Origin of the sequence: Streptomyces sp. NPDC017676, from assembly GCF_044329325.1 — a bacterium.
In the GTDB taxonomy this organism is placed as follows: domain Bacteria; phylum Actinomycetota; class Actinomycetes; order Streptomycetales; family Streptomycetaceae; genus Streptomyces.
Genome location: NZ_JBIRJA010000021.1, coordinates 98491 through 123633, shown reverse-complemented (window position 1 = coordinate 123633; position 25143 = coordinate 98491). Strand labels below are relative to the sequence as shown.

Below are 25143 nucleotides of genomic sequence, written 5' to 3'. Positions count from 1 at the left end.
CGGGCGAGCCGGGGCCGCCGCTCGGCCCCGGCAGCCGGGCTCGTCCGCCGGCATCATCGCGTCGGCGGAGGCCCGACAGGACCTAGCTGATCCGCAGGGAGGCGATCAGCCCGTCGCGCAGCTCGAAGGCCATGGGCCCGGTGCCGTTGTAGCCGTTGCCCGACACCTTCAGCGTCAGCAGGTAGCGGCCGTCCGCCGAGTCCCGCTGGGCCGAGACCAGATCGAAGTGGGCCTGCACACCGATGTTGTCGGTGCGGTTCCAGTCGCTCACCCCACGGCGCCCGTGGAACTCGCGGCCCCAGTCGTTCAGGTACGCGTCCGGTGCGAAGGCGGACACGAACGCCTCGGAGTCACCGGCGTTGGTCGCTTCTATGAAGGCCCGGATGGCGTCCGGGAGTTCGATGTCGGTCATCAGCCGCTCCTCACGGGAAAGGGTCACCGGGCCGGCCCGTAAGCCGGCACCTCGAAGAGTTCGTACTCGCCGACGACGGAGAAACCGAGCCGTCGGTAGACCGGCGCGCCGTCGCCGGTGGCCTGAAGGGTGGCCACGCGTAGACCGTTCTCCCTGGCGGCCTGCACGGCGGCCTGGGTGAGGACCGCGCCGATCCCCTGCCGCCGTCGTGAGGCGTCGGTGGTGACGACGTAGATCCCGGCCACGCCGTGTGCCACGTACAACAGCGCCGTCCCCACGGTCTGCCCGTCGAGCCGACCCGCGAACCGGGTGATCCGCCCGGCGTCCGTCCGCTCCCGTTCGACGCGGACGAGGTCGTCGTGGAGTTCCGGAGGGAGACCGAAGGAGGGGCTGTAGGTGCGCACCCAGTCGGACAGTTCCTCCACGGAGTCACCGAGGGGCCGTACGCGCAGGGCGTCGGGGCCGCTGACGTGCCGCACCTGGTCCGTCCGCACCGCCATGATCGGCATGAACCCCTCCTGCCTGGCCCCGCCATCGACGAGTCGCCGACGCACCTCCGGCCCGCTGTCGGGACCGACCCACCAGGTGAACGGCAGGCCGTCGAACCGCTTGACCGCATCGGCCACGGCTTCCTCGGTGCGGTCCTCGTTCCGCAGTCGCATCACACCGTTGAGCTGGCCGTCGGCGAGCCCGCTGCGGAACAGGGACAGGTAGTCGTCCCGTCGTTCCTGAACTCCCCAGCCGAGCCAGTAGTCACGGCAGTTGGCGAGCTGAGGTTCGAGGATCGTGATGTCAGGGCTTTGATTCACAAACCGAATATAACTCGGTAGATGTCAGTATCGGTTCCAGTGTGACATTCAAGTGTGTCAGGCCGTGGGTCCGGAGAACAGGTGGTACTCGGCGACGGCCTCGAAGCCGAAGCGCCGGTACAGCGGCTCACCCATCGGGCTGGCGCCGAGCGCGGCCAGGCGCATCCCCCGTTCCCGCCCCGCCCGCAACGCCGCCGTCGTCAGGGCGCCGCCGACGCCACGCCGCCGGTACGCCTCCGCGACATGGACCAGGAAGATGCCGGCCACCTCGTGCGCCATGATGACCACCGTCGTTCCGACCACCTTGCCGTCGAGCACCGCGGCGAGGCGGACGATGTCCTTGTTGTCGGCCCGCCCGGCCTCGACGCGCACCACGCCGTCCTCCAGGCTCGGTGAGACCCCCATGGAGGCGCTGTAGGTGCGGACCAGTTCCCGCAGCCGGTCACCTTCCCCGACCTCTTCGATCCGCAGACCGGGCGGCGGCTCCTCGGTCTCCTCGACGCCGTCGAGCGACCGGGTCATCAGGGGTACGGCACCGAGGGACACCGCACCCAGGCCGGCGAGGGCGTCGGCGGTACCCTCCGGGCTGTCCGGGCCGACCCACCACCACCAGGGCACGCCCGCGAGCCGGGCCCGCGCGGTGGCCATCGACTCCTCCACGACGTCCAGTGACCTCAGCCGTACGACGCCGTTGAACTGCGGTTGCGCCAGCCCGCTGCGGTAGTGGTCCGGGTCTCCCCACGCGCTCAGCTCCGCGCCCCAGCCCATGAGGTACTGCCGGAAATTGGCTGTGACCCGGGCCATGTCCCCGGTGTCCGGCGTAACTGCCATGTGTGTCACCTTCGTGATCATCGAACGCAGTGCGTTCTTCGCCGACTTGGACCGCGACCGCGGCCGACTCGTACGGAACACCATGTGGGTGCCGCACTCATGTAGTCAGTCTAGTTGTTCAGTGACATCATGTGTTTGGAGCACGTGTCTTGTAGAAAGCCCATGTCGACTGAACAGTCCGCGCCCCGCGGCCGTGGTGGACGCGGGGCGTTCGGCGTGCGGTGGGTTCGGATCAGTCGACCGCGGCCGTGGGCTGGTCGGCCAGGAACCGGCCGAGCTCGCCGAGGCGGGCGGGATCGCGCTGGAGCGCCCGCAGGCCGAGGAACCGGATCAGGTCGAAGAACACGTCGTCGTCCTCGATCTTCTGGTCCAGCAACATGGCGAGTGAGCCGGGCTCGTCGTACGGCAGCCTGCGCACGGGCTGCTCAGCGCCGGCCGGCCGTACCGCGGGAGCGGCGGCACCCGGGGTCGTACGGGGCTCGGGAACGACCGTGTCCGGGACGGCCGCGGACGGCGTCGCCTCCGTGACCGGGGCCTGGACGGGCGGCGGGGCCGGCGTGGCCGGGTGGGCCGCGGCGGGGGCGGGGGCGGGGGCGGGACGAGTCGACGGCACGGGAGCCTCCGGGACGGCCGCGGACTGCGCGCCGTCGGTCGACCCGCTCGTCTCGTCGGGAACGGCCGTGGTCTGCGCCGCCGCTGCCGTGACCCCATGATCCGGCCCCGGCTCCGGCTCCGGCTCGGTCTCCGGCGGCCGGGGCGCCTCGCGTGCGGCCTTCTCCGCCTCCCTGCGGGCCACGCGCTCCGCGTCGGCGCGCACCCGTTCCGCCTTGAGCGCCTCCAGGGCCGCCTCCTGCTCCTCGGCCGGCTTCTTGCCGACGGCGCGCAGCAGATCGATCGGCTCCTGGCCGATGCGGGCCTGGAGTTCGGGGGTGAGCGTCAGCAGCGCGAGCCGCTGGGACACCCAGCCCTGCGACCGGTGCAGCCGCTTGGCCAGCGCGGTCTGGCTGCCGTGGATGGCGAGCAGGCGTTGCAGGGCGCGGGCCTCGTCGAGTTCGCCGAGGTCCTGGCGGTGGATGTTGGCCACGAGGGCCGACTCCAGGAGCTCCTCGGACGTGTTGCCCTGGTCGTCGCTGACCATGACCTTGACCGTGGCCAGCCCGGCTTCCCGGGCGGCGGCGAGCCGGCTGCTGCCGTCGATGACGACGTACGTGGTGTCCGGTTCGAGGTCGCCCTCCCGGTCGGGGTTGGCCTTGAGGTAGGCGTCCCGGTTCATGACCGTGATGGCCTGCTTCTGGCCGTGCGTCTTCAGGCTTCCCGCGAGGTCGGTCAGATCACCGAGCCGGGAGCGGGGGTTGTCGGGGTTGGGGCTGATCCGGTGGATGGGCAGCTCGGTGGGGGGCGCGACGCCCTCGGTCGGCACGCCCGTCGCGGCGGCCACCGCCTGCCGGCGCGCGCTGACGGTGCGGGCGCCGCCGAAGCGGCCCGCCCCCAACTGGTCGGCCTTGCTCATGAGATCTCCCGGGCCAGCGCGCGCATGCCGACGGCCTGCTGGGACTTGGGTGCGTAGGACAGCAGGGGCTGCTTCATCCGCACGGCCTCCTTCTGCTCCTTGAGGTCTCCGATGAGGCCCACGACCCGCGGATCCTTTATGTCGACCCACCCCTGGAGGGAGGAAGTGGCGATGTAACCGCGGCGCGAGTCGTAGAGGTTGACGACGATGCCGAGGTAGTCGATGTCGACCTGGAGGTCCGCGCGCAGGTCCTCGATCTGCGTGGTCAGCAGCTCGTAGGCGTCGGCGGAGCTGTCCTCGGCCTGGACGACGATGAGCGCGCCGGACTGGCCGGGCTTCTCGCCGTCGCGGCGCCGGCCGTAGTAGGCCGCCGCGTCCATGCTGAGGCCGAGGCTCGGCGGGCAGTCGATGAGGATGACGTCGTAGTCGGACTCCAGGGGCATGAGAGCCCGTTCGAGGGCGGCCTCGCGGGCCCGGACGGCGGACAGCCGTACATCGAGGAGGAAGGCGTCGTTGCAGGCGGGCAGCAGGTGCAGACGGCCGCCGAACTTCTCCTCGTCGATGGGGACGACGAGGTCGCGCAGGTCGCCCTTGGGGTCCCCCGCCATGTGGTTGGTGAGGCTGTCGCCGTTCATCGGCAGGGGGGTGGCGCCCAGTTGGTTGGTGAGGTGGCACTGCGGGTCGAAGTCGACCAGCAGGACCCGCATCCCGAGCCCCGGCAGGTTCTCCACGCCCAGCGGGTCGTCATCCGGTTCGACGCCGCCGGCCGCGGCCTCGCTGTCCCTCAGGGCCTTGGCGAGGGCCTTCGCCACGCGCACGGGGTGCAGGGCGTCTGGTGACTCGGCGAGTGCCTCGCCGACACCGGCGGTGATGGCGGTCTTGCCCACGCCGCCCTTCTGGTTGCAGATGACGATACGGCGGGTGACCGCGGGGCGCTCGACGTCGGGAGCCGGGTTGGTGTCCAGCCACAGCTGGACGGACTGGGCGAGACCCTGGATGAGGGAGACCCGGCGGTCCTCTGCGGAGCGCCGGAACTCCTCCCACTGCCCGGGCGGCAGGAAGGTGGAGAAGGAGTCGGCGCCCGCGGTGTCGACGGGCGCGGTGGCGGAGGCCAGCGCGCACCAGTCCCGGACGCCCTGTTCGACGGCGGTCTGGATCTCGATGCCGAGCTGGGCCGCTCTGACCTTGAGGTTCTGCCGGAGCCAGCCCGGCAGCTTGGAGACGACCTTCTCGCGGTCGCTGGAGGTGGCTGGAGAACTCATGGAGGACACCTTACTAACGCAGATGATCGACTGAAGAACCGACGCGTTAGTTTTCGATGTTCTGTGGGGCCGTCAGCCCCTCTCCTCGGTGTGGCGGTTCCGGGCGAGCAGCCGCTGCCGGGCGCGTTCGCCGTACGCGACCAGTGCGAAGACGCAGTACACGAGCACGCAGTTGGCCAGGACGAAGGCGATGTCCGCGGCGGTGCGGACGCGGGGCCACACGGCGAGGACGAGGACGAGCCCGATCGGTGTACCGGCGTAGACCGCCAGCAGGACCGGGCGACGGGCGGCGAACCGCTGGACCGGGGTGGGAGGCCGGCCGGCTCCGGCCGCCGCGCCGAGGACGGCGCGGGCGAGGGCGGCGACGAGACCGAGGACCCGTGCGGCCGGACCGGGGGAGCGTGTGGTCATGACACACCCTCGGACACCGGGAGCGTGAGATCGACGGCAGGACCCTGGGCCTCCCGGACGCGGGCGCCGAGCGAGCGGCAGATGGACAGCATGCGGTGGTTGTCCCGGTCGGTCAGCACATGGACAGATGCCATACCGAGGCGGTAGGCCTCTCCAAGGGCCCGCCGCACCAGCTTTGTGCCCAGCCCGACGCTCTGCCAGGCGTCTTCCACCAGGATTGCGAGTTCACCGGTCCGGGCCACCGGGGTGCGGAGGAGATGTGTGGCGGCGATGACGAAGTCCGGGGCGTCGGCGGGTCGCGTCACCCACGTCAGACCCCGGTCCGGCGCGGTCAGCGACTGCCACTCGGAGCGGGTCAATCTCTGCCGCGCCGTCTGATAGCGCCGGTGGCGCGACTCCGCGCTGCAGCGCGCGTGCATCGCGTTGACGGCGGTGTGGTCGGTCGGCCCGGCCGGCCGGGTCAGCGTGGCTCGGCCGTCGAGGGCGAGGATGGAATGGTCACCGGGCTGGAGCGCGGTGGGGGCTTGCGACACGAACGTACCCGTTCTCACGGTGGGCAGGACTCTGTTCCGGCACCCAGGGCATGCGTGGCTTTCACGATCGCGCGTGGACTCACATGTCTGCGCCAGTGTGCGATGGTGAACACAGCACGGTCAATTCGGCCCACGTAGTGGGCTCACATCTCATCAATAAGTAAGCACAGGAGTACTCAGTGAGTAACATTCTCGTCGTCGGTGGGACATCGGGTCTCGGCAAGGAGGTCGCCCGGTTCTACGCCGGTCGAGGCGACGAGGTCACCGTGACCGGGCGCGACGCCGCCCGGGCCGCAGCCGTCGCGAAGGAGATCGGCGCGGCCCGGGGACTGGGCCTCGACCTTGCGCAGCCGGCGGGTATCGAGAACGCGCTGGCCGACGTGGAGCGCGTCGACGGACTGGTCCTGACCGCCGTCGCACGCGACCACAACAGCATCCACACCTACGACATGGAAGCCGCCCTGCACCTGCTCACGCTCAAGTTCGTGGGGTACTCGCAGACGGTGCACGCCCTGCGCGACCGGTTGCACGACGACAGCGCCCTGGTGGTCTTCGGCGGGCAGGCCAAGGAACGCCCCTACCCCGGCGCGCTCACCGTCGCGACCATGAACGCCGGCGTCACCGGACTGGTGCGGGCCCTGGCCACCGAACTCGCGCCGATCCGTGTCAACGGCCTGCACCCCGGTGTCGTCGGGGACAGCCCCTACTGGGAGGACAAGGCCATCGACAGCGTTGTGGAGCGGACGCCGACCGGCCGGACGGCGACCATGGCCGACGTGGTCGACGCGGTCGACTTCCTCCTCCGCAACCGTTCGGTCAACGGAATCGACCTCGCCGTCGACGCGGGGTGGCTGCTGCGCTGATCCAGGGCGCGACCGACGGGGGACGGGGGCGGACCCCGCACCGCGACGAGCACCCGTACGGCCCAAGGCGCGCACTCCCGGCCGGTGCGGCGTAGCGTGTGGTGAGCGTGGCGGACCGGCCCGCCCCAGCGGGCTGACCACGGCCGGCCGATCGCGCAGTCGTTCGTCCCCGCGTGACAGGAGCACCCCCATGACAGCACGTCCTCGCCGGCCTGGAACGGGCCGTTCGGCGGCCCTGCGCAGCGGTGTCCCGCTCGCCACCGTGATGCTGGCCGCCGCCTGCGTCACCCCGGCCGCCCACGCGCGCCCGGCACAGCCCGACTGGGCTCCGGCGGTCTCCGCGTCGGCCACCTCCGCCACCGCCTGCGTCGACCGGGTCTACAACAGCATGACCCAGGCACAGCGCATAGGACAGCTCTTCATGGGAGGGGTGTCCGCCTCCCGCCCCAGCGCGACCGATCTGCGCACGCTCCGTGACCACCACGTGGGCTCGGTCATGCTGACCGGGCGCAGCAGCGCCGGCACCAAGGCGACGCGCAAGGTGGTGGACGGCTTCCGCGGCCAGGCGGACAAGGTCTCGGGCCGGCAGGTGGGCCTGCTGGTGGCGACGGACCAGGAGGGTGGTCAGGTGCAGGTGCTGAGCGGCCCAGGGTTCTCCACCATCCCGGCCGCGCTGACCCAGGGCGGCTGGTCGACGTCGACGCTGAAGAGCCGGGCAGCGGGCTGGGCGGCCCAGCTCAAGTCCGCCGGACTGGACCTCAACCTGGCCCCCGTCGCGGACGTGGTGCCGGCAAGCCTCGGCACCCGCAACGCGCCCATCGGGCGCTACCACCGTGAGTACGGACACACCCCCGACACCGTCGCCTCGCACAGTGTGGCGTTCGCCGCGGGGTTCAAGCAGGCGAACGTGATGACCACGTTCAAGCACTTCCCCGGTCTCGGCCGGGTGACCGGGAACACCGACACCACCGCGAACGTAGTCGACTCGGTGACGACCGCCACCAGTTCCTACCTCACGCCGTTCAAGTCCGGTATCAAGGCCGGTGCACCGTTCGTGATGACCTCCTCGGCCACCTACACGAAGATCGACGCCCACCACATCGCGGCCTTCTCGCCCACCGTCATCCGCAAGCTGCTGCGCACCCAGCTCGGCTTCAAGGGCGTGGTCATCTCCGACGACCTCGGGCAGGCCGTCGCGGTCCGGTCCTTCACCCCGGGCCAGCGAGCCGTCAACTTCCTGTCGGCGGGCGGCAACATGATCCTCACCGTGAAGGCGTCCACCGTACCCGCGATGGCGCAGGCGGTCAGCGACCGAATGAAGACCAGCGCCGCGTTCCGCGCCGACGTCGCCGACAGTGTGCACCGCGTTCTGCTGGCGAAGGTGAGCGCCGGACGGCTCAGCTGTGGCTGAGCGGTGGCCGGGGCGGCGCCCGTACCCGGACCGGTAGCTGAAGGCGTCCCCGGCCCGCGGTCGGGCCGCACGCCTCCGGCGGACCGCGGTGGGTCGGCCGCGGCGTCGGTCCGTCCGCTCTCGCGTCCGGGGCCCGGTCGCCGCGTCGGTGTCCGGACCGAGCGGCCGGACAGCCCCGTGCCGGGAGCGGACGTTCCGCTGCCCGGCGGCGGCCACTACGGCTCGTCCACCCGGCCGGTGTCCACGCCCCTTACCACAACGGGCACGCCGTACTCGGCGGAGACCATGTGCGCGAGTTCCCCGGCGATCCGGCGGAACTCGTCGGCGAGGCGAGTGTCTCCGCTGTCGTACAGCACCAGCTCGTGCCGCTCGTCCACGGGTACGGACGGAGACGCCGCGCCGGACCGCTCGCGCCGACCGTGTATCCAGAGGCCGCTCGGCGTCACCTCCACCGCCGCGTCCGGGCCGTGGCGGTAGACACCGGGGCGCAGCAACGGGAGTTCGCGCAACGGCCAGTGATGGTCCGTCACCAGCGGTTCGCGGTGCTGACCGGCCCGCAGCGGCGGGAACTGGACGGACTCCCGGGCCATCACCATGCGTCCGGGGGAGCCGCCGGAGCCGACCGCCACCACCGTCCCCGCGGTGTCCGGCCGGGAGCCGGGACCGATGGGCAGCCCGTTGTATGTCCGCACCGCCCTCCCGGCCTTCTCGGCCAGCGCCGCGCCGAGCGACATGCCCGCCGGCAGGGCGACCGGGCCGAAGCGGGCGAACCGCGCGACGGTCCTGACCTGGTCCGGGAGCGTCCACCACAACCGTGTGACATCGGCCAGCGGTACGGCCTCGGCCCCGGGTGCGCCGACGACCACGGTGACCGCGTCGCACCTGCTGCTCAGACGGGTCGTCAGCAGTGCCCGGTGACGCGGAAACACAGGCGTCACCCGGGCCGGGCGCAGCCACAGTCCCGCGGGGACCGGCTCGGCCAGCGTGCGTCTGCTCACCAACCAGGCGTCCGTGGGCAGGTGCTGCTCCCACTCGGGGCGGGGGAAGCGCCGCCCCTCCCCCGAAGTGCCTCCACCGGGGTCGTACCGCGTCCAGCCCGGTCCCTGTTCGGCGTCGACGAAGAGGGCGCCCTCCGCCGTGGGCCGGGGCCGGCCGAGCGCGGTCACCACGGTCCGGCCCGTGCGGGCGGCGAGCCACCGCCCGGCCTGCGCGGCGCCGCCGGGAGGCGTACGGCCGAAAACGACCCGCAGGCCCGCCGCGCCGGCGGGCAGCGCCCGGACCACGTCGTGCAGCGCCCGGACCACGTCGTGCAGGAAGCCGGGGGAGGCGCCCGGCGGGACGTCGATGACGACCAGGGTGTGCTCGGGGTCGTGGGCCAGTCCGGCCGCGTACATCCAGGACCGCTGGTCGAGGGCTGCGGAGGGGTGGACCAGCCAGGAACTGCCGGCCCGGCGGGCGACCAGGCGCGTGCCGGGCCCGGCGCCCGCCTCGCTCACCGGACCGTCCGGACCCTCGCTCAATGCCCGGTGCCCGTCTGCCAGAGCACGCTGTCGCCGAGCTTGATCTGCACGTTGCCGTCCGGAGTGATCACCAGGACCGCGCCGGGGTGGCCGTTGGTGTACGACGACCAGTGGACGGTGCCCTGCGGATCGTAGATCGCCATGCAGCCGTCGTCCTGGAAGACCGTCTGCAGGTCGGAGCCCGAAGTGTGGGACGCCCAGCGGGTGACGCCCCGCTCGTCGGTGACGACGAGATCGCCGCCCCCGGTCATGGCCAGCGTCGCCTTGCCTCCCGCCACGGACTGGCCCGGGTTCAGCACGGCGGTGGCCTGGACGACGTACGGTTCGCGGACGGGGGTGGCCGTGGCGATCGGTGTCCTGGAGTGCGCCGGGGGAGCGGTGCGTGGCCCGGAGGAGCCGACGCCGTGCCCCACGACGGCGGTCGTACCCGGGGACGTCGCCGTGGACCGCACACCCTGGCCACCGGCCGGCGTGGGGTCGGCGGGGCTGGACGACCCATGGCCGGGCGAGGGGGACGTCTTCGGCGGTGAGGTTCCCGACGAGACCGGGGCCGGTCCGTCCACGCCCACGTGAACGGCCGGTGCCGCTTCGGTCCGGTCCTCGCCGTGCTGGCTGCCCAGGACCGCGGCCACTGCGATCACACCCGTGCCGACGAGGCCCGCCCCGATGGCCATCGACCCCTTCCTGCGCGACCACTTCCGGTTTTCGTGCGATCGTTTCCGGCCGGTGAGGGGCGTGGAGACCGGCCGTCGCGCGTCCACGCCGGAAGCGGGCGCGCGCACGGGCCCGCTCAGTGACTCCGACGGTGGCGGAGCGGTGACAACCTCGGTACCGGACACGTCGTCCACCCAAGGCAGTGGCTCGTTCCACAGGGCGGTCTCCGCGTCGGTACGACCGGGGGGCCCGAGCTCCCACCCGGTGCCGCGCCCCGGCGTGGGTTCCCCGCTCGGCTGCGGCACCTGAAAGGCATTCATGTTTCCCACTTCACTTCAGCGTGCGCCCGGCGCGGCTTGCGAGCGCAGGCTAACGCGCCCGCGGGCGCGGCCGGTTCGGTGCGGACAGCGGGCGGGTACGAACGGGAATCCGAGTGGTCCTTCCGTACATCCCGCGAGCCGACCCGCAGGCCGCCTTGCGCGGACACGCCCCGCGGGACCTATGCGACAACGGGCTGCGCCGGAACCCGCCCCCAGGCCGCGACGGTGCCCAGACACAGGTCCGTGAGTTCTCCACTGCTGACCTGGGTCAGGAAACTGTCCAGTTCGGCAGGGGTGATGTGGAAGGAGTCCTGGAGATCAGACCTCAGCTGTTCGGCGCTGAGCCGCCAGAAGCGGCCCATCGGGCCGGGGCCCACCGAGGAGGCCGATGCCTCCATCCCGACGGCCGTCAGGCCCGCCGACGCGAGAACTCGGGATAGGTCACGGGCCCATGTGCAGTCGGTGCCGATCCGCGCCTGGACGGCGGCGCACATGGCGAGGCTGACCTTGCGGTAGAGCGGGTTGGGTGAGGACTCCAGCGGGAACTGGGCCAGGTCTTCGACGACGAGCCATCCTCCCGGCTTGAGCCAGCGGGCGACCCTCGCGAGGTCGGCGTCCCGACTGCGCAGGTGGGAGAAGACCCAGCGGGCGTGGATGAGGTCGAAGGAGCCCGTGGGAAACTCGTCCCGTGTGACGTCGTGTTCCCGCGCCTCCCAGCCGTTCCTGCCGTCGAGGTCGGGGAAGAGCCGGGTGTCGATGTCGGTGGCAACGACCCTTCCCCGCGGGCAACGGGCCGCCAGCCAGCGGGCGGTGGTCCCGAGTCCGGCTCCTATCTCCAGACAGTGCCAGTCCTCCCGCAGGGGCAGACGTCCAAGACGCTGGAACGTGTTCTCGTCCAGCGCCTGGGCGAGTGCTTCGAGGCGCTCGGCCTCGTCCGGACGCAGATGCGAGAAGACATGCTCGCCGTACACCTCCCCGGAGGGGGCCGGCGCGCTTGATGTGTCGGTCACTTCACTGCTCACTATCTCTTCACGAAACGGTGACCCGGCGGAACGGAAAGTCGCCCGGAAGCCGTGGCCCACGGCCGCGCAGCCGGAAGCCTGCGCGGCGACAGAAGGGGTCAGGCGCTGCCTGGTTCGATGAAAGGCGCGCGCTCCATCAGGTGCCGGACCCGGGCGAGAGCGCTGTCACGGTCCGGCTCCGACGATTCGGCCACGCTGAAGGACAGGCCGAGGAGGGAAGCGAACCGCCCTCCGTTCTCGTGGGCCAGCGCGGTACTGCCCTCCCACAGGGCCGACCGCAGAAGGGCCGGGGTCAGTTGCAGGGTACCCGCGGAGCCGACGACGATGTGCCGCGCGAGGCTCTGCTCCAAGGCGGTCGGCGTCCACTTGCCCGTGGCCGCGTCCTGCTCCAGGGCAGCGGTCAGCTCGGAAAGCAGGCCGGACGGCGAGACCGGTGCCGAAGGCGGCGAGTCGTCCAGGTCGACGGGTTCGGACATGTGTCAGTTCCTTCGGAGTGACGGCCGGAGTGTCGGCGAGGAGGAGATATTGGAACGGGCCCGTGCTCGGGCCGTCGCATCCGTCAGCGGTCGCGCAGCAGATCCGCCGCTCGCTCCGCGATCGCGAACACCGTGGCGTTGGTGTTGGCGGACACGATGGTCGGCATGACCGAGGCGTCGGCCACCCGCAGCCCCTCGACGCCCCGCACGCGGAGCTGCGGATCGACCACGGCTCCGTCGTCGGTGCCCATGCGGCAGGTGCCGCTGTAATGCGCGTACGTACGGATGTTCCGGCGGACATAGGCGCGCAGGGCCTCGTCGTCCTGGACGTCAGCCCCCGGCAGGGCTTCCGCGCCGCGCCACTCGGCCAGTGCCTCGGTCCGGCCGATCTCCCGGACCGTGCGCAGACCGTGCACCAGGGCGTCGACGTCCCGAGAGTCCGTGTAGTAGCGGGGGTCGATGACGAGCGCGTTGCCGGGGGTCGCATCGGCCAGCCGGACCGTGCCCCGGCTGAACGGCCGCATGAGCGCCACCATGAGCATGTAGCCCTGGTCCATCGCGGGACCGGGCAGGGTGTCCTCGCGCAGCGGCACGTCCACCATCTGGAGCTGGACGTCGGGTCCGTCCAGTGACGGGTCGGTGCGGATCAGTCCCGCGACCTCGCCGTGGTTGCCCATCGAGGGCGGAACCGGCCGGGAGGACTGGTAGACGACACCGGTGAAGGGGTGGTCCTGGAGGTTCGATCCCACCCCGGCGAGGTTCAGTCGCGGTTCGACGCCCACCTCACGCAGATGCTCCTCCGGGCCGATGCCGGAGAGCATCAGCAGCTGGGCGGAGCCCAGCGCGCCCGCGGTGAGCACCGTCTCCCGGGTTGCCCGCGCGCTGTACCGCAGCTCCCCGACCCCGTACTCGACGCCCGTGCACCGCTCGCCGTCGTAGGTCAGCCGGTGGGCAAGGGCGTCCGTCACCACGGTCAGGTTGGGCCGGTCGAGGGCGGGGCGGAGGTACGCGGTGGCCGCATCCAGCCGAAGACCGTCCATGATGGTCAGGTCCTCCCAGCCGAAGGCCTCCTCCAGGCCGCTGGTGAAGTCCTCGGTGATCGGGTGGTCTGCCTGCCGCACCGCCTCGAGGAACGCCTCGGACAGCGGGTGGGGCCGGGCGGCGGGAGCGACCCGCAGCGGTCCCTCCATGCCGCGGTAGCGGGGGTCACGGCCGGGTACACCCGTGAGGTTCTCACTGCGCTTGAAGTAGGGAAGGAGCTCGTCGTACGTCCAGCCGGTCGCGCCGGCCTGCTCCCAGGCGTCGTAGCTCGAGCGGTGCCCGCGCAGGAAGGTCATGGCGTTGATGGACGAACTGCCGCCGAGGGCCCGCCCGCGCGGCAGAGGGATCACCATGCCGCCCGCGCCCTCCTGTGGGACACTGCGATCGGCCCAGTCGGCGTCGGAGCCCATCAGGGCGGGCCAGGCGGGGGGAACCGCCATCAGGTCGAGGGGTTCGGCGCTCCCCGCCTCGATCAGCAGGACGCGGACTTCCGGAGTCTCCGACAGGCGGGCCGCCAGCACACATCCGGCCGTACCGGCTCCCACCACGACGTAATCGTACGCTTCTGTTTGCATCATCCAGCCTGTCCGGGCCAGTCACATGAGTGACTCAGTAACTCAAGTTTGAGATCATATTAGTCACATGTTTCAAGGTGTGCGAACAGGAGGTCCCGGATAGATACCCGGAGGCGCTCGTCGGCGTCGCTTCCTACGTATCGCCCGGGCCATCACCGTCAGATGACGTATGGGAAAGGGGAGGACACGGCTCGCATCATGGAGGAGCGGCACGGGGTAGTGCGGGGCGGCCCCTGTCCCAGAAGCGGGAAGCGAGCAGATGACACAGCCGGAAACAGTGAAATACCACCCCTTCCATTCATCGTCGGAGCGGCGGTGGGAGGAATGAGAAAAGCGCATCTCGCCTCCACCGCCACGTACTGGGTCGCCAAGCGGTTTCCGGTGATCATCTCCTGTGAGTTCTCCTACGACGTACGCGATCCGTACGCCGTCACGCTGATCCTCAATTCGGAGGGTGAGCATCCGGTGCGGTGGGTCTTCTCACGGGAACTGCTCGCCGACGGGCTCACGGGTGGCGCCGGGGAGGGCGATGTCACCGTGTGGCCGGAGAACGACGGGGCCGACCGGTGGTTCCTGTGGCTGGAGGTGGGGCGCGACCCACACACCGCTCTCTTCGAGATACCGGCCGATGCCGTCACCGAGTGGCTCCTCGAGACCTACCACCTCGTGCCCGAGGGGCGAGAAGGGGCATGGGTGACATGGGACGAGCTGCCTCACCTCATCGAATGAGACTGTCGGACTTCCTGTGCTCATACTGCTGCGCATCTCACCAAGGAATGTCACACTGAGTTCGTGCACTGACGCCCGGAGACCTGTGTTCGATGTCTCCGGCGGCAGTCCGGGATTCACCTGCGGAGCGCGATCAGCATGAGGAGCCGACCCAAGGAGGTGCCGCATGCCCGGACCCGAGGCAACGAACACCACGGACTTGGTGACGCACTACAGCGCTCAGCTGGCCAACGACCTTGAGCGGAACGCCGAGGAACAGGACGGTATCCGTGCCGAGCTGGAGCAGCTGGAAGCCCGCCTCGGCGCGCTGCGGCGCGATCACGCCGTTCTCATGACGATGCGGCAGGCTCTGGAGAGCGGCATACCCCTCCAGCACGTGCCCGCGTCACCCGGGGAGAACGCGACGGGTGGCCCCCTGGGCGGGCGGGGCCTCGGCGGGCGCAAACAGCGCGTACCGACCCTGGTCAGTCTCATCCGAGCCCACCTGGCCGAGCGGTCCGGCCCCTGTTCCGCCGGCGACGTCGCGGCGACGCTGAGTGAGACACAACCGGACCGGGCCATCAAGACCACTGTGGTGCGTACGACATTGGAGGGGCTTGTCGCGAGAGGTGAGGCCCGACGCATCAAGGAAGGGCACTCGGTTCGCTACGTCGCTGCCTGAGACACACCGGGTCCCGCTCTTTCCCGTGCAGGGGGAACGGCGGGACCCGGAGGCGGTCACTGGAAGTCGCAACCCGGGTTCGGGGCGTCCTCGGACAACGGCGCGCCGTGGGGAAGGACGTAGAGGACGTCGAGAACGACCGGGACGGTGCCCAGGTTGCGCCCTATGTGCACGTGGTCGGCGCCCGCGGGCTCCTTGATGTAGTGGCCCTGCTTGTAGACGCCGTCCGAGGCGCACGAGGCGTCGAAGTGGCTCAGTGTGCCCTGCTCGACGTAACCGATGAGCGTACCGTCGTGGTAGTGCCAGCCCGTGCTCTGCCCCGGCGGCAGGGTGATGCGGCGCAGGATGTAGTCCTTCGAGCCGATCGTGGTTTCGGAGATGATGGTTCCGGTCACGCCCGGGCCGGCAGGGGTGGCGGAAGCCGGCACCGCCGCGGCACTCAGCGAGAGTCCCGCGACCGCCGCGGCGGCGAGGCTGGCACGGACCAAGTTCCTGGCCATAAGTAACCTTTCAACAAAAGCCGCTAGAAGCATCACTCATGTTAATGCCTCTTCGAGGGGCAGAGTGACATCATATGACTTGTGTTGATGACAGCATGACAGAGTCAGATCACTTGATCGCTCTGTGGCCGGACATGCTGGACAGATCACGAATGCGCGGTATACAAGCCGTGCCATGAACCCGGTGTCGCTCGGCGTCTTCCTGTGCTTCTTCTTGCTCGTCTCGGTCATGGGATTCCTGGCCGCACGGTGGCGCCGGATCGACGGCGAGCAGACCCTGGACGAGTGGGGTCTCGCCGGACGCTCCTTCGGCACCTGGGTGACCTGGTTCCTGCTGGGCGGCGACCTCTACACCGCGTACATCTTCGTGGCCGTGCCGGGAGCGGTGTACGCGACGGGCTGGCCCGGGTTCTTCGCCATCGCCTATTCCAATCTCGTCTACCCGCTCGTCTTCACCTTCCTGCCGCGCCTGTGGTCGGTCTCCCACCGGCACGGATACGTGACCACGGCGGACTTCGTCCGTGGCCGGTTCGGCTCCAGAGCCCTGTCCCTGGCCGTGGCGGTCACCGGAATCCTGGCGACGATGCCGTTCATCGCACTCCAACTGGTCGGCCTGCGGGCCGTGCTGGACGTGATGGGCCTGGGGGGCGGGAGCGACACCAGCACGGTCGTCAAGGATCTGCCCCTGCTGGTCGCCTTCGGCGTGCTCGCGGCCTACACCCTCACCTCCGGGCTGCGCGCACCGGCCTTGACCGCCTTCGTGAAGGACCTGCTGATCTATGTCGTGGTCGTCGTGGCGATCGTCTACGTTCCCTTCCGGCTCGGTGGGTTCGGTCAGGTGTTCGCCGAGGTCCGCCGCACATTCGCTGAGACCGGTCCGGGGACCGGGCTGCCGCGCGGCGCGCTCGTCCCCACGGAGCGGGGACAGTGGACGTACGCGACACTGGTCCTCGGCTCCGCGCTGGCGCTGTTCGCCTACCCGCACGCCGTCACGGCGACCCTCTCCTGCCGAAGTCGTGAGGTGATTCGCCGCAACACCGCGATCCTGCCACTGTACTCGCTGATGATGGGGTTCCTCGCACTGCTCGGCTTCCTGGCGATCGCGGCTCAAGTCAAGGTGTCCGATGCCCAGTTGGCTGTACCACAGCTGTTCGAGGACCTCTTCCCCGCATGGTTGGCGGGCGTCGGGTTCGCGGCGATCGGCGTGGCCGCGCTGGTGCCGGCCGCCGTCATGTCGATCGCGGCGGCCAATTTGTTCACCCGCAACGTCTACAGGGAGTTCGTCAAGCCGGACGCGACGGCCGAGCAGGAGACCCGCGTCTCGAGAATCGTCTCCGTGTCGGTGAAGGCCGGCGCACTGGTCTTCGTCCTGACCATGGAAGACACTGTGGCCATCAACTACCAGCTTCTCGCCGGCATCTGGATCCTGCAGACCGTTCCCGCGCTGGTCGGCGGCCTCCTCACCCGCTGGTTCCACCGCTGGGCGCTGCTGGCCGGCTGGGCCGCGGGCATGGTGTACGGCACGGTGGCGGCATACGGGAAGGCGTCACCGACGCGGAAGCACTTCGCAGGCAACGCCACGGAGATCCCGGGCATCGGCGCGAGTGGCTACATCGGCCTCACGGCCTTCGTGCTGAACGCCGTCGTCACCGTGGCGCTCACCCCCTTGCTCAGGGCGGTGCGGGCGCCGGAGGGCGGCGACGAGACCGAACCCTCGGACTACACGGCGGACCCGTACGGCGAAGCGGGCAGAGGGAGGCGCTCCCACTGATCCGGCCGTGCCCGTCCCGAAATCACTGCGACAATGCGTCCCTCAGCGCGGCACGGGAGGTGATGCCGAGCTTCGGGAAGATGCGGTAGAGATGGGTGCCCACCGTCCGGTGGGAGAGGTAGAGCCGCTCGCCGATCTGTTTGTTGGTCAGCCCCTCGGCGGCGAGCATGGCGATCTCCACCTCCGTGGCAGTGAGACTGCCGGTACCCGTCCCGCCGACGATCGGCAGAGGATGATTGCGACCGGCGGCCCGCAGCTCGGCGCCCGCCCGGTTGGCCCAGGGGGTGGCGCCGAGGCGCTGGAAGACCGCGAGGGCGGTGCTGAGGTGTGAGCGGGCTTCGGCCATGTCGCCGTCGCGGCGCAACCGCTCACCGTAGAGGAACTGCACGCGGGCGTAGTCGAACGGCCAATGATGGGCGCCCGGGGCCGACACGGCGCGCTCGAACAGGGCAAGTGCCTCCTCGTCAGGGGCGACGAGCGCCTCGGCGGCCAGGGTGAGCAGGGCGAGCCTGGGCGACAGGTCCGGCAGTCCCGCCTCCCGTATCGCCCGGGTGTGCGACTCCGCCTCCGCGGTGCGGCCGGTCCGCACCGCCGCTTCCACGAGATCGAGGGCCACCCACAGGGCGTGGGACGTGTACGGGGCCAGCCGGCCGGCGGGGCTGAGCCGGGAGGCGTGCTGGTAGGCGGCCTCCCAGTCCCCGCGTCCGGCGGCGGAGAGTGCCTGGGGGTGGTGCGCGGTGCGAGCGGCGCCGTGGGCCTTGCGGGCGGTGGTGACACGGGTGAGTTCATCGGCCCACCGGTCCGCCTCCGTGTCGCCGCGGACGGCGGCCAGCAGGGCCTTGTGCAGGTAGAAGAACCAGGTCACAAAGGTGTATCCGTGGCTCTCGGCGAGTGCCAGGCCCTCGTCGGCCAGCCGTTCGGCCTCCTCCCAGCGCCCGGCTGCGAAGTCGTCGAGGCCCAGGTGCAGCAACGCGCTCAGCGCGCTGCGCACGGCACCGCCCGACCGGCCGCTTTCGACAAGGGCCCAGGCCCGCGCGCGACAGCCGTCGAGCAGATCCAGGTAGATCGCCGAGGCGTGGAGGCGGACCAGCTGCTGCGGCTCCCGCCACTCCTGCTGGCGGTCGATGAGCTCGGCCAGGCGCCGCCGCTGCCCGGGTGACGTGCGGGCGGCGTCAGGCAGGGTCCTGCTCATGAGCAGCAGCAGCTCCGGGGACTGAGGCCGGAGCCGTTCGATGGCGGCGTACAGCGGCGGCCAGTAGTCCTCCCGGCCGGCGAACCAGCACATCATCAGCAGGGTGTGGAGAGCCTCGACGAGGTCGGTGCGGGAGGCGTCATAGCCGTGGTCGCCGTTCTCGATGGCGTCGACGAGCAACGTGTGCGCCGCCTCGACGTCGCCGTCACCGTTGACGAGCACGTAGGCGGCGGCCGCAGCCGAGTGCAGCGAGCCGCCGAACCGCGGACCGACAGTGCGGATCTCGGCCAGCAGACGGGTGGCGGTACCCAGGTCACCGGTGAGGTGGGCGGCCAGGTAGGAGGCCTGGGCCAGCCGTCGGCAGCGGTCGTCGGCGGCGGTGCTGAACTGCGCGGCGCGCACGAGAGCGGACAGCGCACCGGCCGCGTCACCGCGGCGGAGCTTGCGGTGGGCGGCCTGCTCGAGCGCGTTCGCGACCGACTCGTCGGTCCCGCTCGTCGCCTCGGCGAGGTGCCGGGCACGGCGCTCCGGATCGTCGGTGAACAGGTCGGCGAGCAGACGGTGGATCCGGCGCAACGCGGCTTCCTCGGCGGACTCCACCACCGCCGAGCGTACGAGGGGGTGACGGAACTCCACCTGCCGCGAGGCGAGGTCCACCTTGACCAGTTTCGCGCTCTCCGCCGGTGCGAGATGTTCGAGGGCGGGTTCGGCGCCGGTGGCCCGCTGGAGGATCCGCAGGTCACCGGTGCCCTCCTGAGCCAGAATCAGGAGGGCTTCCCGCGTCCGCGCAGGCAGCAGCGCGATGCGTGCCGCGAACGCCGACTCGACATGGCGGGTGAGCGGGAGCACGTCCGGCAGTGCCGCGACGCCGGAGAGCTGGTCGGGGCTCAGGGCCGAGGGCAGTTCCAGCAGTGCCAGCGGATTGCCGCGGGCCTCGGTGACGAGGCGGTGGCGTACACCGGGCACCAGATGGGGGAACGCCGTGCGCAGCAGTTCGTCCGAGGCGGTCCGGTCGATCGGTCTGACCTGGAGGGTGGGCAGACCGCTGCGCTGGAAGTGGTCGCGTTCGTCGTTGCGCGCGGCGGTGATCAGGCCGACCCCGCTGCCGGTCAGACGCCGGGCCACGAAACCGAGCGCGACCGCACTTGGGCTGTCCGCCCAGGGCAGGTCGTCCACGACGAGGAGCAGCGGTCCCGACTCGGCCTGGCGGCGCAGCAGGGTGAGGAACGCGTTGAGGATCACCAGCCGTGGTGGGATCGGTCCGGTCAGCATGCCGAAGGCCGCCAGCAGGGCGTCGCGGAACACGTCGTCCAGCTCTGTCAGCACCGAGGCCATCGGGAGGAGCAGTTCGGCGAGCACCCCGTAACTGACGTCCGCCATGTACTGCACGCCGGTCGCCCGAATGACGTGTGCGCCCTGCGCGGAGGCGAGGTCGGCAGCGGTGTCCAGCAGACGGGTCTTCCCCACACCGGGCTCACCGTAGAGGAACAGGGAATCGCCCCGGACCCGGGACCGCTCCAGGAAGGTTTCGATCCTGCGCAGCTCTTCGGCGCGGCCGAACAATGGCCGCGAAGGGGTGGCATCGTCCATGGGCACACCTCTGGAGGGTCCCACTGTCACCTCGGGCAGCCTGGAGGAAGCTTAGGTGACCATGGAGACTGACTGGCTCTTACTTAACTTATTCAACATACATGATTTAGTCTATGAAGAAGCATGACAAGTGGTAGTTAAGTCTTCGGTAATCATGTCAGTATGTTCACAGGCTTCTGCCGCATGATCCCTAGAACCTTTCTGGAGTACTTGCATGAGCAACGTCGACAGTCCGGACACCTCAGCCCTGACGGGCGACTACGCGATCGACCCGTCCCACAGCACGATCGGTTTCGTGGTGCGGCATGCCATGGTGACCAACGTCAAGGGCGGCTTCCGGGACTTCACCGGCACGCTCCACCTCGACGGCGCCGACCCTGCCAGGTCCACGGCCACGCTCGACGTGCGAATGGACAGCGTCGAGACCGGCAACACCGACCGTGACGTGCACCTGAAGTCGTCCGACTTCTTCAAGATCGACGAGTACCCGGTCATGACGTTCCGCTCCACCAAGGCGGAGTCCCTGGGCGGCGACGACTACCGCATCACCGGCGACCTCTCCCTGCTCGGTGTCACCAAGCCGCTCACCATCGACCTGGAGTTCAACGGTGCCGCGAAGGACCCGTTCGGCAACGAGCGCGTCGGCTTCGAGGGCAAGGCCGAGATCCTGCGCTCGGAGTGGGGCCTGACCTGGAACGCGGCGCTGGAGACGGGCGGCGTCCTGGTCTCCGACAAGGTCAGGCTCCGGTTCGACATCTCGGCGGTCAAACAGGCGTAACGGCAGGCGGGGGCAGCGTGCCGATGCCGGACCGGCCGCCGGGCGAGCCCGGTGGCCGGAGCCGTGCACGACCATCCGACGGCCGCACGCCGCGGGAGACGACCGTCGCACGAGCCGGTCCTGCGTCGTGACGGACTCCGCCTCCGCCCAGGTCGTCAGCGCACGCGCACTCCGGCCCGGAACACGCCGGCGACGTTCAGGAGGGCAGCGGCGTCAAGCGCCGGATCGCCCTCCACCACGAGCAGGTCGGCGTCGTAGCCGGCACGGATCCGTCCCTTCCGGTCGCCGAGTCCGGATGCCTCGGCCGCCCGCGCGGTGACGGCGGACAGCGCCGCCCCGGCGGAGAGGCCCAGTCCGCGGAGTTCGGCCACCGCGTGCGGCAGCACGTCGTGCGGTTTGAACGGGGCGATCCCGGCGTCGGAACCCACCACTAGACGGGCGCCGCGCGCGTGCAGCTCTCCGTAGCCCGCGTGGATACGGCCGAGCTGCGCGGCGATGGCCGTTGGCGGCGTGCCCGGCGCCTTCGGGTCGACCCCCAGCGTCACACTGGCGAACACCGCGCTACCGGCGATCGCGGTCAGCACCTCGTCGCTGGGATCGCAGCCCTCGGGCGTGAGGAAGCTGACGTGTTCCAGGGTGTCGACTCCCGCCTCCACGGCGTCGAGGATGGCCCGGTTGCCGTGCGCGTGCGCCGCCACGCGCAGACCGAGCCGGTGTGCCTCCTCGACCACCGTGCGCAGCTCGTCGACGGTGTACTGCGAGGCGTGCGGAGCCATCGAACCGGGTGTCATGTTGCCCCCGCTCGCCATGATCTTCACGACGCCGCATCCCCGCGCGTGCCGTTCCCGGACTGCCGCGCGCAGGGCTTCCGTACCCTCGGTCTCCCCGCCGAAGAAGTGGCAGTGGCCGCCGACCGGGGTCAGCGGAGGGCCGGCGGAGACGATGTGCGGGCCCTGGCCGGGACTCCGCTCGAACTCCCGAGCGAGGGCCACCGCCAGATAACCACGGTCCCCGAGGTCACGGACGCTCGTGACACCGGCGTCCAGTGCTCTGCGCGCGGTGCCTCTCATCCGTCGGAGCAGCTCGTCGTCGTCCGTCTCACCGAGCGCGGTGACCGGGTCTTCGCCGGCATCGAAGGCCAGGTGCACATGGGTGTCGATCAGTCCGGGCAGCAGACAGGAGTCGGGGCCGTAGTCGACGAGTTCGGTGGCCGAGAGGTAGGGGTCCATGTCGTCGACGCCGGTCACCGCGGCGATCCGACCGTGCTCGATGTGCAGCGCACAGGGACCGGACCATACCGCACCGTCGAACATGCGCGCAGCACGTATCACATATTGACTCATGTGCTTCACCATAGTGACAAGGCGCGTGGCTGATTATGACTTCAGGAAGTCTTAACACTTCCTTGTGTTGTGCATCGCCCGACAGCACGATGACTCTCGCAACTGTCACTACCGCGCTGTCGAGAAAGGCTGCGATGAACGACGTGCCCTATGTGGGCCGCAGGCGCCTGCTGAAGATGTTCGGTCTCGGCGCCACCGCCACGACCGCCACGGTCCTGCAAGCCGATCCCGTGCTCGCCGCGACGCTGGGCCACGACGAACGCACCGGTGTCTCCCCCACCGGTTACAAGGCCCCCACCGGACTCGCCGGAGACACCCCCGCCAAGACCACCGCCGATTCCTGGATCACCTCCCACAGCCGGACGATCACGGAGCTGAGCGACGAGATCTGGCAGCACGCCGAGCTGTCCCTGCGGGAGTGGAAGTCCGCCCGGGCTCACGCGGCGTTGCTGGAGCGCAACGGCTTCCGCGTCGCATGGGGCTCCGCCGGTTTCCCGACCGCGTTCACGGCCACCTACGGCTCCGGCGGCCCGGTGCTCGGCTTCAGTGCGGAGTACGACGCCCTGCCCGGCCTCTCCCAGAAGAAGGGCGCGTCGTCGCACGACCCGCTCGTCTACAACTACGACGCCTACGGCCCGACCTACGGCGGCGGCCACGGCGACGCGCACAACCTGCTCGGCGGCGCGGCCACCGCCGCCGCCATCGCCGTCAGCAAGGCCATCGAGGCACACGGCCTCAAGGCCACGGTGAAGCTCTTCGGCAGCGCGGGCGAGGAGCAGCTCGTCGGCAAGGCGTACGCCGTCAAGGCCGGGGTGTACGACGGCCTCGACGCCGTCCTCGACTGGCACCCGTTCAACGTCACCATGCCGTTCTGGAACACCACCAGCGCCCTGCTGTCGGCCACCTTCACCTTCCTGGGCGCCTCCGGCCACGGCGGCACCCCGCTCGGCAACAAGAGCGGTCTCGACGGCGCGCTGCTGATGGCAACGATGTCGGAGTACTTGCGGGAGAAGAACGTCGCCCCCTCGGGCCGCTTCCACTACGCCATCATCAACGGCGGCGGCGCCCCCAACGTGACACCGGACATGTGCTCCATCTGGTACTACGTCCGCGAGGGCAGCCCGGCCCGCGCCCAGGTTCTCTACGACAAGATCGTGGACTGCGCCAAGGCCGCGGCGCAGGCGAGCCAGACCCGGCTCGTGCACAAGTTCCACTCCGGCACCTGGAACCTGCTCGCCAACAAGGCGGGCGCCGAGCTGGTGTACGACAACATGCTGCGCATCGGCGCACCGCAGTTCACCGAGGACGACCACGCCCTGGCCAAGGCGATCCAGAAGTCGCTGGGCAAGCCCGAAACCGGCATGCCCACGACCATCACCCCGCTCGCGCCGCCCGCCGCCAACTACACCGGCGGACTGGCCACCGACGCCGCCGACGTGAGCTGGCAGGCGCCGACGGCCACGCTGCTCGCGGCGGCCTATCCGCCCGGACTGCCCAACCACAACTGGGGTGTCACCGCCACCGCCGCGACCCACATCGGTCACCAGGCCATGCTCTCCGCCGCCCGTTACATGGCCGCCTCCGCCGTCGACCTCATCGAACAGCCCGACCTCCTCCAGGGCATGAAGGACGAGTTCAGGGAGCGCACGAGCGGGGTGACCTGGAAGAGCATGATCCCCGACGGCACCCAGCCGCCGCTGTACGAACCGCCCGCCGAGTTCCTCAAGGCGACCGGGCAGTCCTGGCCGCCGCCCGGCGTCACCTGGCCGATCCCGCAGATCGTCGCCCAGGAGCAGCTCGGCACCACCGGACCCGCGCTGCCACCGGTGACCTGACCCCAGCCGCGCCACACTCCGACCCCGTCCCCAGAGAAGGAGCCCCGTCCATGAACATCGGCATCGGCCTGCCCATCGGCGATCCCGGCCTGCTGACCGCCTGGGCCCGGCGGGCCGATGCCGGCCCGTTCAGCTCGCTCGGCCTGCTCGACCGGGTGGTCTACGACAATCCCGAACCCCTGGCCGCTCTCGCGGTCCTCGCGGGCGCCACCTCGCGCATCCGCGTACAGACCGAGGTCCTCCTCGCCCCCACGCGCGACACGGTCCTGCTGGCCAAGCAGGCGGCCACCATCGACCGGATGACCGGAGGCCGGCTCGTACTGGGCCTCGGCGTCGGCACCCGCGCCGACGACTACGCGGCCGTCGGCGCCGACATGCGAACCCGGGGCCGCCGCCTGGACGAGCAGCTGGCCGTCATGCGCCGGCTGTGGTCCGGCGCGGACCACAGCGACGGCATCGGCCCGGTCGGACCGCGCCCCTCCCGCCGGGGCGGCCCCGAGGTCCTGCTGGGCGGGTTCCAGCCCGCCGCCCTCGAACGCGTCGCACGGTGGGCCGACGGCTACCTGGCCGCTGCGCCCGTGCCGATGGTCGGGGGCCTGTTCGACACCGTGCGCGAGGCCTGGCGGGAGCACGGCAGGGAGGGCCGGCCCCGGCTCGTCGCCCAGCTCAACGTCGCGCTCGGCCCGCAGCGGCTGCTCGACGAGGCGCGCGAAGCCCTGCTGAGCTATTACGCCTTCACCGGCGTGGCCGACCGGGTGGCCGCCGGTCTCCTGACGACGCCGGCGGCGATCCGTGAGGCGGTCACCGCCCTCGCCGACCTGGGCGCGGATGAGGTCGTGCTCTACTGCTACGGCCTTGACCAGGACCAGGTGGACCGGCTCGCCGACGTGGTGTGAGACACGGGGGGCGCGGTCCGCCGACCGCCCGGGGTGTCCCCGCGGGGCACGGTAAGTGCCCTCCCGCCGCCCATGCCGGGGGCCATCCGTTCCGGGAGGGCCCGGCCCGTCGGCGGGTGCCGCACCGAGAACGGACACCGACCGCCCGGTCCGCGTCGTTCCGGTCACGCGGGTCCGGTGGCCCGGGGAGCGTGACGG

Annotated in this window: 23 protein-coding genes; 8 read left to right on the top strand and 15 right to left on the bottom strand. The window is 70.7% G+C overall.

Features of this window, described 5'->3' with window-relative positions:
- Positions 1-82: 82 nt before the first annotated feature.
- The 7 genes from ACH4LD_RS36030 to ACH4LD_RS36000 form a co-directional block, all read right to left on the bottom strand.
- Positions 83-412, bottom strand: a complete 330-nt coding sequence (locus ACH4LD_RS36030; protein WP_398057305.1) for a nuclear transport factor 2 family protein — start codon at positions 410-412, stop codon at positions 83-85.
- Positions 413-435: 23 nt separating this feature from the next.
- Positions 436-1221, bottom strand: a complete 786-nt coding sequence (locus ACH4LD_RS36025; protein WP_398057306.1) for a GNAT family N-acetyltransferase — start codon at positions 1219-1221, stop codon at positions 436-438.
- Positions 1222-1278: 57 nt separating this feature from the next.
- Complete coding sequence (locus ACH4LD_RS36020) at positions 1279-2052, bottom strand: GNAT family N-acetyltransferase (protein ID WP_398057307.1); 774 nt, start codon at positions 2050-2052, stop codon at positions 1279-1281.
- 232 nt (positions 2053-2284) lie between these two features.
- A complete protein-coding gene (locus ACH4LD_RS36015; RefSeq protein ID WP_398057308.1) occupies positions 2285-3562 on the bottom strand; it encodes a ParB/RepB/Spo0J family partition protein in 1278 nt (425 codons plus the stop codon).
- Entirely contained in the window at positions 3559-4824 is a 1266-nt protein-coding gene (locus ACH4LD_RS36010) for a ParA family protein (protein WP_398057309.1), read from the bottom strand. Before ACH4LD_RS36010 ends, ACH4LD_RS36015 begins: the two co-directional genes overlap by 4 nt.
- A gap of 72 nt (positions 4825-4896) precedes the next feature.
- Complete coding sequence (locus tag ACH4LD_RS36005; protein WP_398057310.1) at positions 4897-5235, bottom strand: hypothetical protein; 339 nt, start codon at positions 5233-5235, stop codon at positions 4897-4899.
- A complete protein-coding gene (locus ACH4LD_RS36000) occupies positions 5232-5768 on the bottom strand; it encodes a GNAT family N-acetyltransferase (RefSeq protein WP_398057311.1) in 537 nt (178 codons plus the stop codon). Before ACH4LD_RS36000 ends, ACH4LD_RS36005 begins: the two co-directional genes overlap by 4 nt.
- A gap of 179 nt (positions 5769-5947) precedes the next feature.
- Between ACH4LD_RS36000 and ACH4LD_RS35995 the strand changes: the two genes are divergently transcribed.
- A complete protein-coding gene (locus ACH4LD_RS35995) occupies positions 5948-6631 on the top strand; it encodes an SDR family oxidoreductase (RefSeq protein WP_398057312.1) in 684 nt (227 codons plus the stop codon).
- Positions 6632-6821: 190 nt separating this feature from the next.
- Positions 6822-8042 carry a glycoside hydrolase family 3 N-terminal domain-containing protein gene (locus ACH4LD_RS35990; RefSeq protein ID WP_398057313.1) on the top strand — a complete coding sequence of 407 codons (1221 nt, stop codon included), beginning with the start codon at positions 6822-6824 and terminating at the stop codon, positions 8040-8042.
- Between the two features lie 215 nt (positions 8043-8257).
- On the opposite strand, the gene ACH4LD_RS35985 is transcribed toward ACH4LD_RS35990, so the two are convergent.
- The 5 genes from ACH4LD_RS35985 to ACH4LD_RS35965 form a co-directional block, all read right to left on the bottom strand.
- A complete protein-coding gene (locus ACH4LD_RS35985) occupies positions 8258-9538 on the bottom strand; it encodes a hypothetical protein (RefSeq protein ID WP_398057314.1) in 1281 nt (426 codons plus the stop codon).
- 20 nt (positions 9539-9558) lie between these two features.
- Positions 9559-10236, bottom strand: coding sequence for a hypothetical protein (locus ACH4LD_RS35980; protein ID WP_398057315.1), 678 nt, complete (start codon positions 10234-10236; stop codon positions 9559-9561).
- Between the two features lie 479 nt (positions 10237-10715).
- The gene (locus ACH4LD_RS35975) at positions 10716-11546 is read right to left on the bottom strand and encodes a class I SAM-dependent methyltransferase (RefSeq protein ID WP_398057316.1); all 831 of its coding nucleotides are present in this window, start codon (positions 11544-11546) and stop codon (positions 10716-10718) included.
- A 110-nt stretch (positions 11547-11656) separates the two neighbouring features.
- Positions 11657-12034 carry a hypothetical protein gene (locus ACH4LD_RS35970; RefSeq protein WP_398057317.1) on the bottom strand — a complete coding sequence of 126 codons (378 nt, stop codon included), beginning with the start codon at positions 12032-12034 and terminating at the stop codon, positions 11657-11659.
- Positions 12035-12117: 83 nt separating this feature from the next.
- Entirely contained in the window at positions 12118-13623 is a 1506-nt protein-coding gene (locus tag ACH4LD_RS35965) for a GMC family oxidoreductase (protein ID WP_398057318.1), read from the bottom strand.
- A gap of 351 nt (positions 13624-13974) precedes the next feature.
- Between ACH4LD_RS35965 and ACH4LD_RS35960 the strand changes: the two genes are divergently transcribed.
- Both ACH4LD_RS35960 and ACH4LD_RS35955 read left to right on the top strand, forming a co-directional pair.
- Complete coding sequence (locus ACH4LD_RS35960) at positions 13975-14379, top strand: SsgA family sporulation/cell division regulator (RefSeq protein ID WP_398057319.1); 405 nt, start codon at positions 13975-13977, stop codon at positions 14377-14379.
- Between the two features lie 166 nt (positions 14380-14545).
- On the top strand, positions 14546-15040 hold the full coding sequence (locus ACH4LD_RS35955) for a hypothetical protein (RefSeq protein ID WP_398057320.1): 495 nt from the start codon (positions 14546-14548) through the stop codon (positions 15038-15040).
- A gap of 56 nt (positions 15041-15096) precedes the next feature.
- Here the strand turns inward: ACH4LD_RS35955 and ACH4LD_RS35950 are convergent, their stop codons facing one another.
- Positions 15097-15540, bottom strand: a complete 444-nt coding sequence (locus ACH4LD_RS35950) for a cupin domain-containing protein (protein WP_398057321.1) — start codon at positions 15538-15540, stop codon at positions 15097-15099.
- Between the two features lie 175 nt (positions 15541-15715).
- Between ACH4LD_RS35950 and mctP the strand changes: the two genes are divergently transcribed.
- Positions 15716-17311 (top strand): monocarboxylate uptake permease MctP, encoded by a 1596-nt coding sequence (gene mctP / locus ACH4LD_RS35945; RefSeq protein WP_398057322.1) that lies wholly within the window; start codon positions 15716-15718, stop codon positions 17309-17311.
- Positions 17312-17333: 22 nt separating this feature from the next.
- Here the strand turns inward: mctP and ACH4LD_RS35940 are convergent, their stop codons facing one another.
- On the bottom strand, positions 17334-20093 hold the full coding sequence (locus tag ACH4LD_RS35940) for an AAA family ATPase (RefSeq protein WP_398057323.1): 2760 nt from the start codon (positions 20091-20093) through the stop codon (positions 17334-17336).
- Positions 20094-20307: 214 nt separating this feature from the next.
- Between ACH4LD_RS35940 and ACH4LD_RS35935 the strand changes: the two genes are divergently transcribed.
- Positions 20308-20871 (top strand): YceI family protein, encoded by a 564-nt coding sequence (locus tag ACH4LD_RS35935; RefSeq protein WP_398057324.1) that lies wholly within the window; start codon positions 20308-20310, stop codon positions 20869-20871.
- Between the two features lie 155 nt (positions 20872-21026).
- Here ACH4LD_RS35935 and ACH4LD_RS35930 read toward each other — a convergent pair whose 3' ends face one another.
- Positions 21027-22214 (bottom strand): amidohydrolase family protein, encoded by a 1188-nt coding sequence (locus ACH4LD_RS35930; RefSeq protein ID WP_398057325.1) that lies wholly within the window; start codon positions 22212-22214, stop codon positions 21027-21029.
- A gap of 134 nt (positions 22215-22348) precedes the next feature.
- Between ACH4LD_RS35930 and ACH4LD_RS35925 the strand changes: the two genes are divergently transcribed.
- Entirely contained in the window at positions 22349-24049 is a 1701-nt protein-coding gene (locus ACH4LD_RS35925) for an amidohydrolase (RefSeq protein WP_398057326.1), read from the top strand.
- Between the two features lie 50 nt (positions 24050-24099).
- Positions 24100-24945, top strand: coding sequence for an LLM class flavin-dependent oxidoreductase (locus ACH4LD_RS35920; RefSeq protein WP_398057327.1), 846 nt, complete (start codon positions 24100-24102; stop codon positions 24943-24945).
- The last annotated feature ends 198 nt before the right edge of the window (positions 24946-25143 follow it).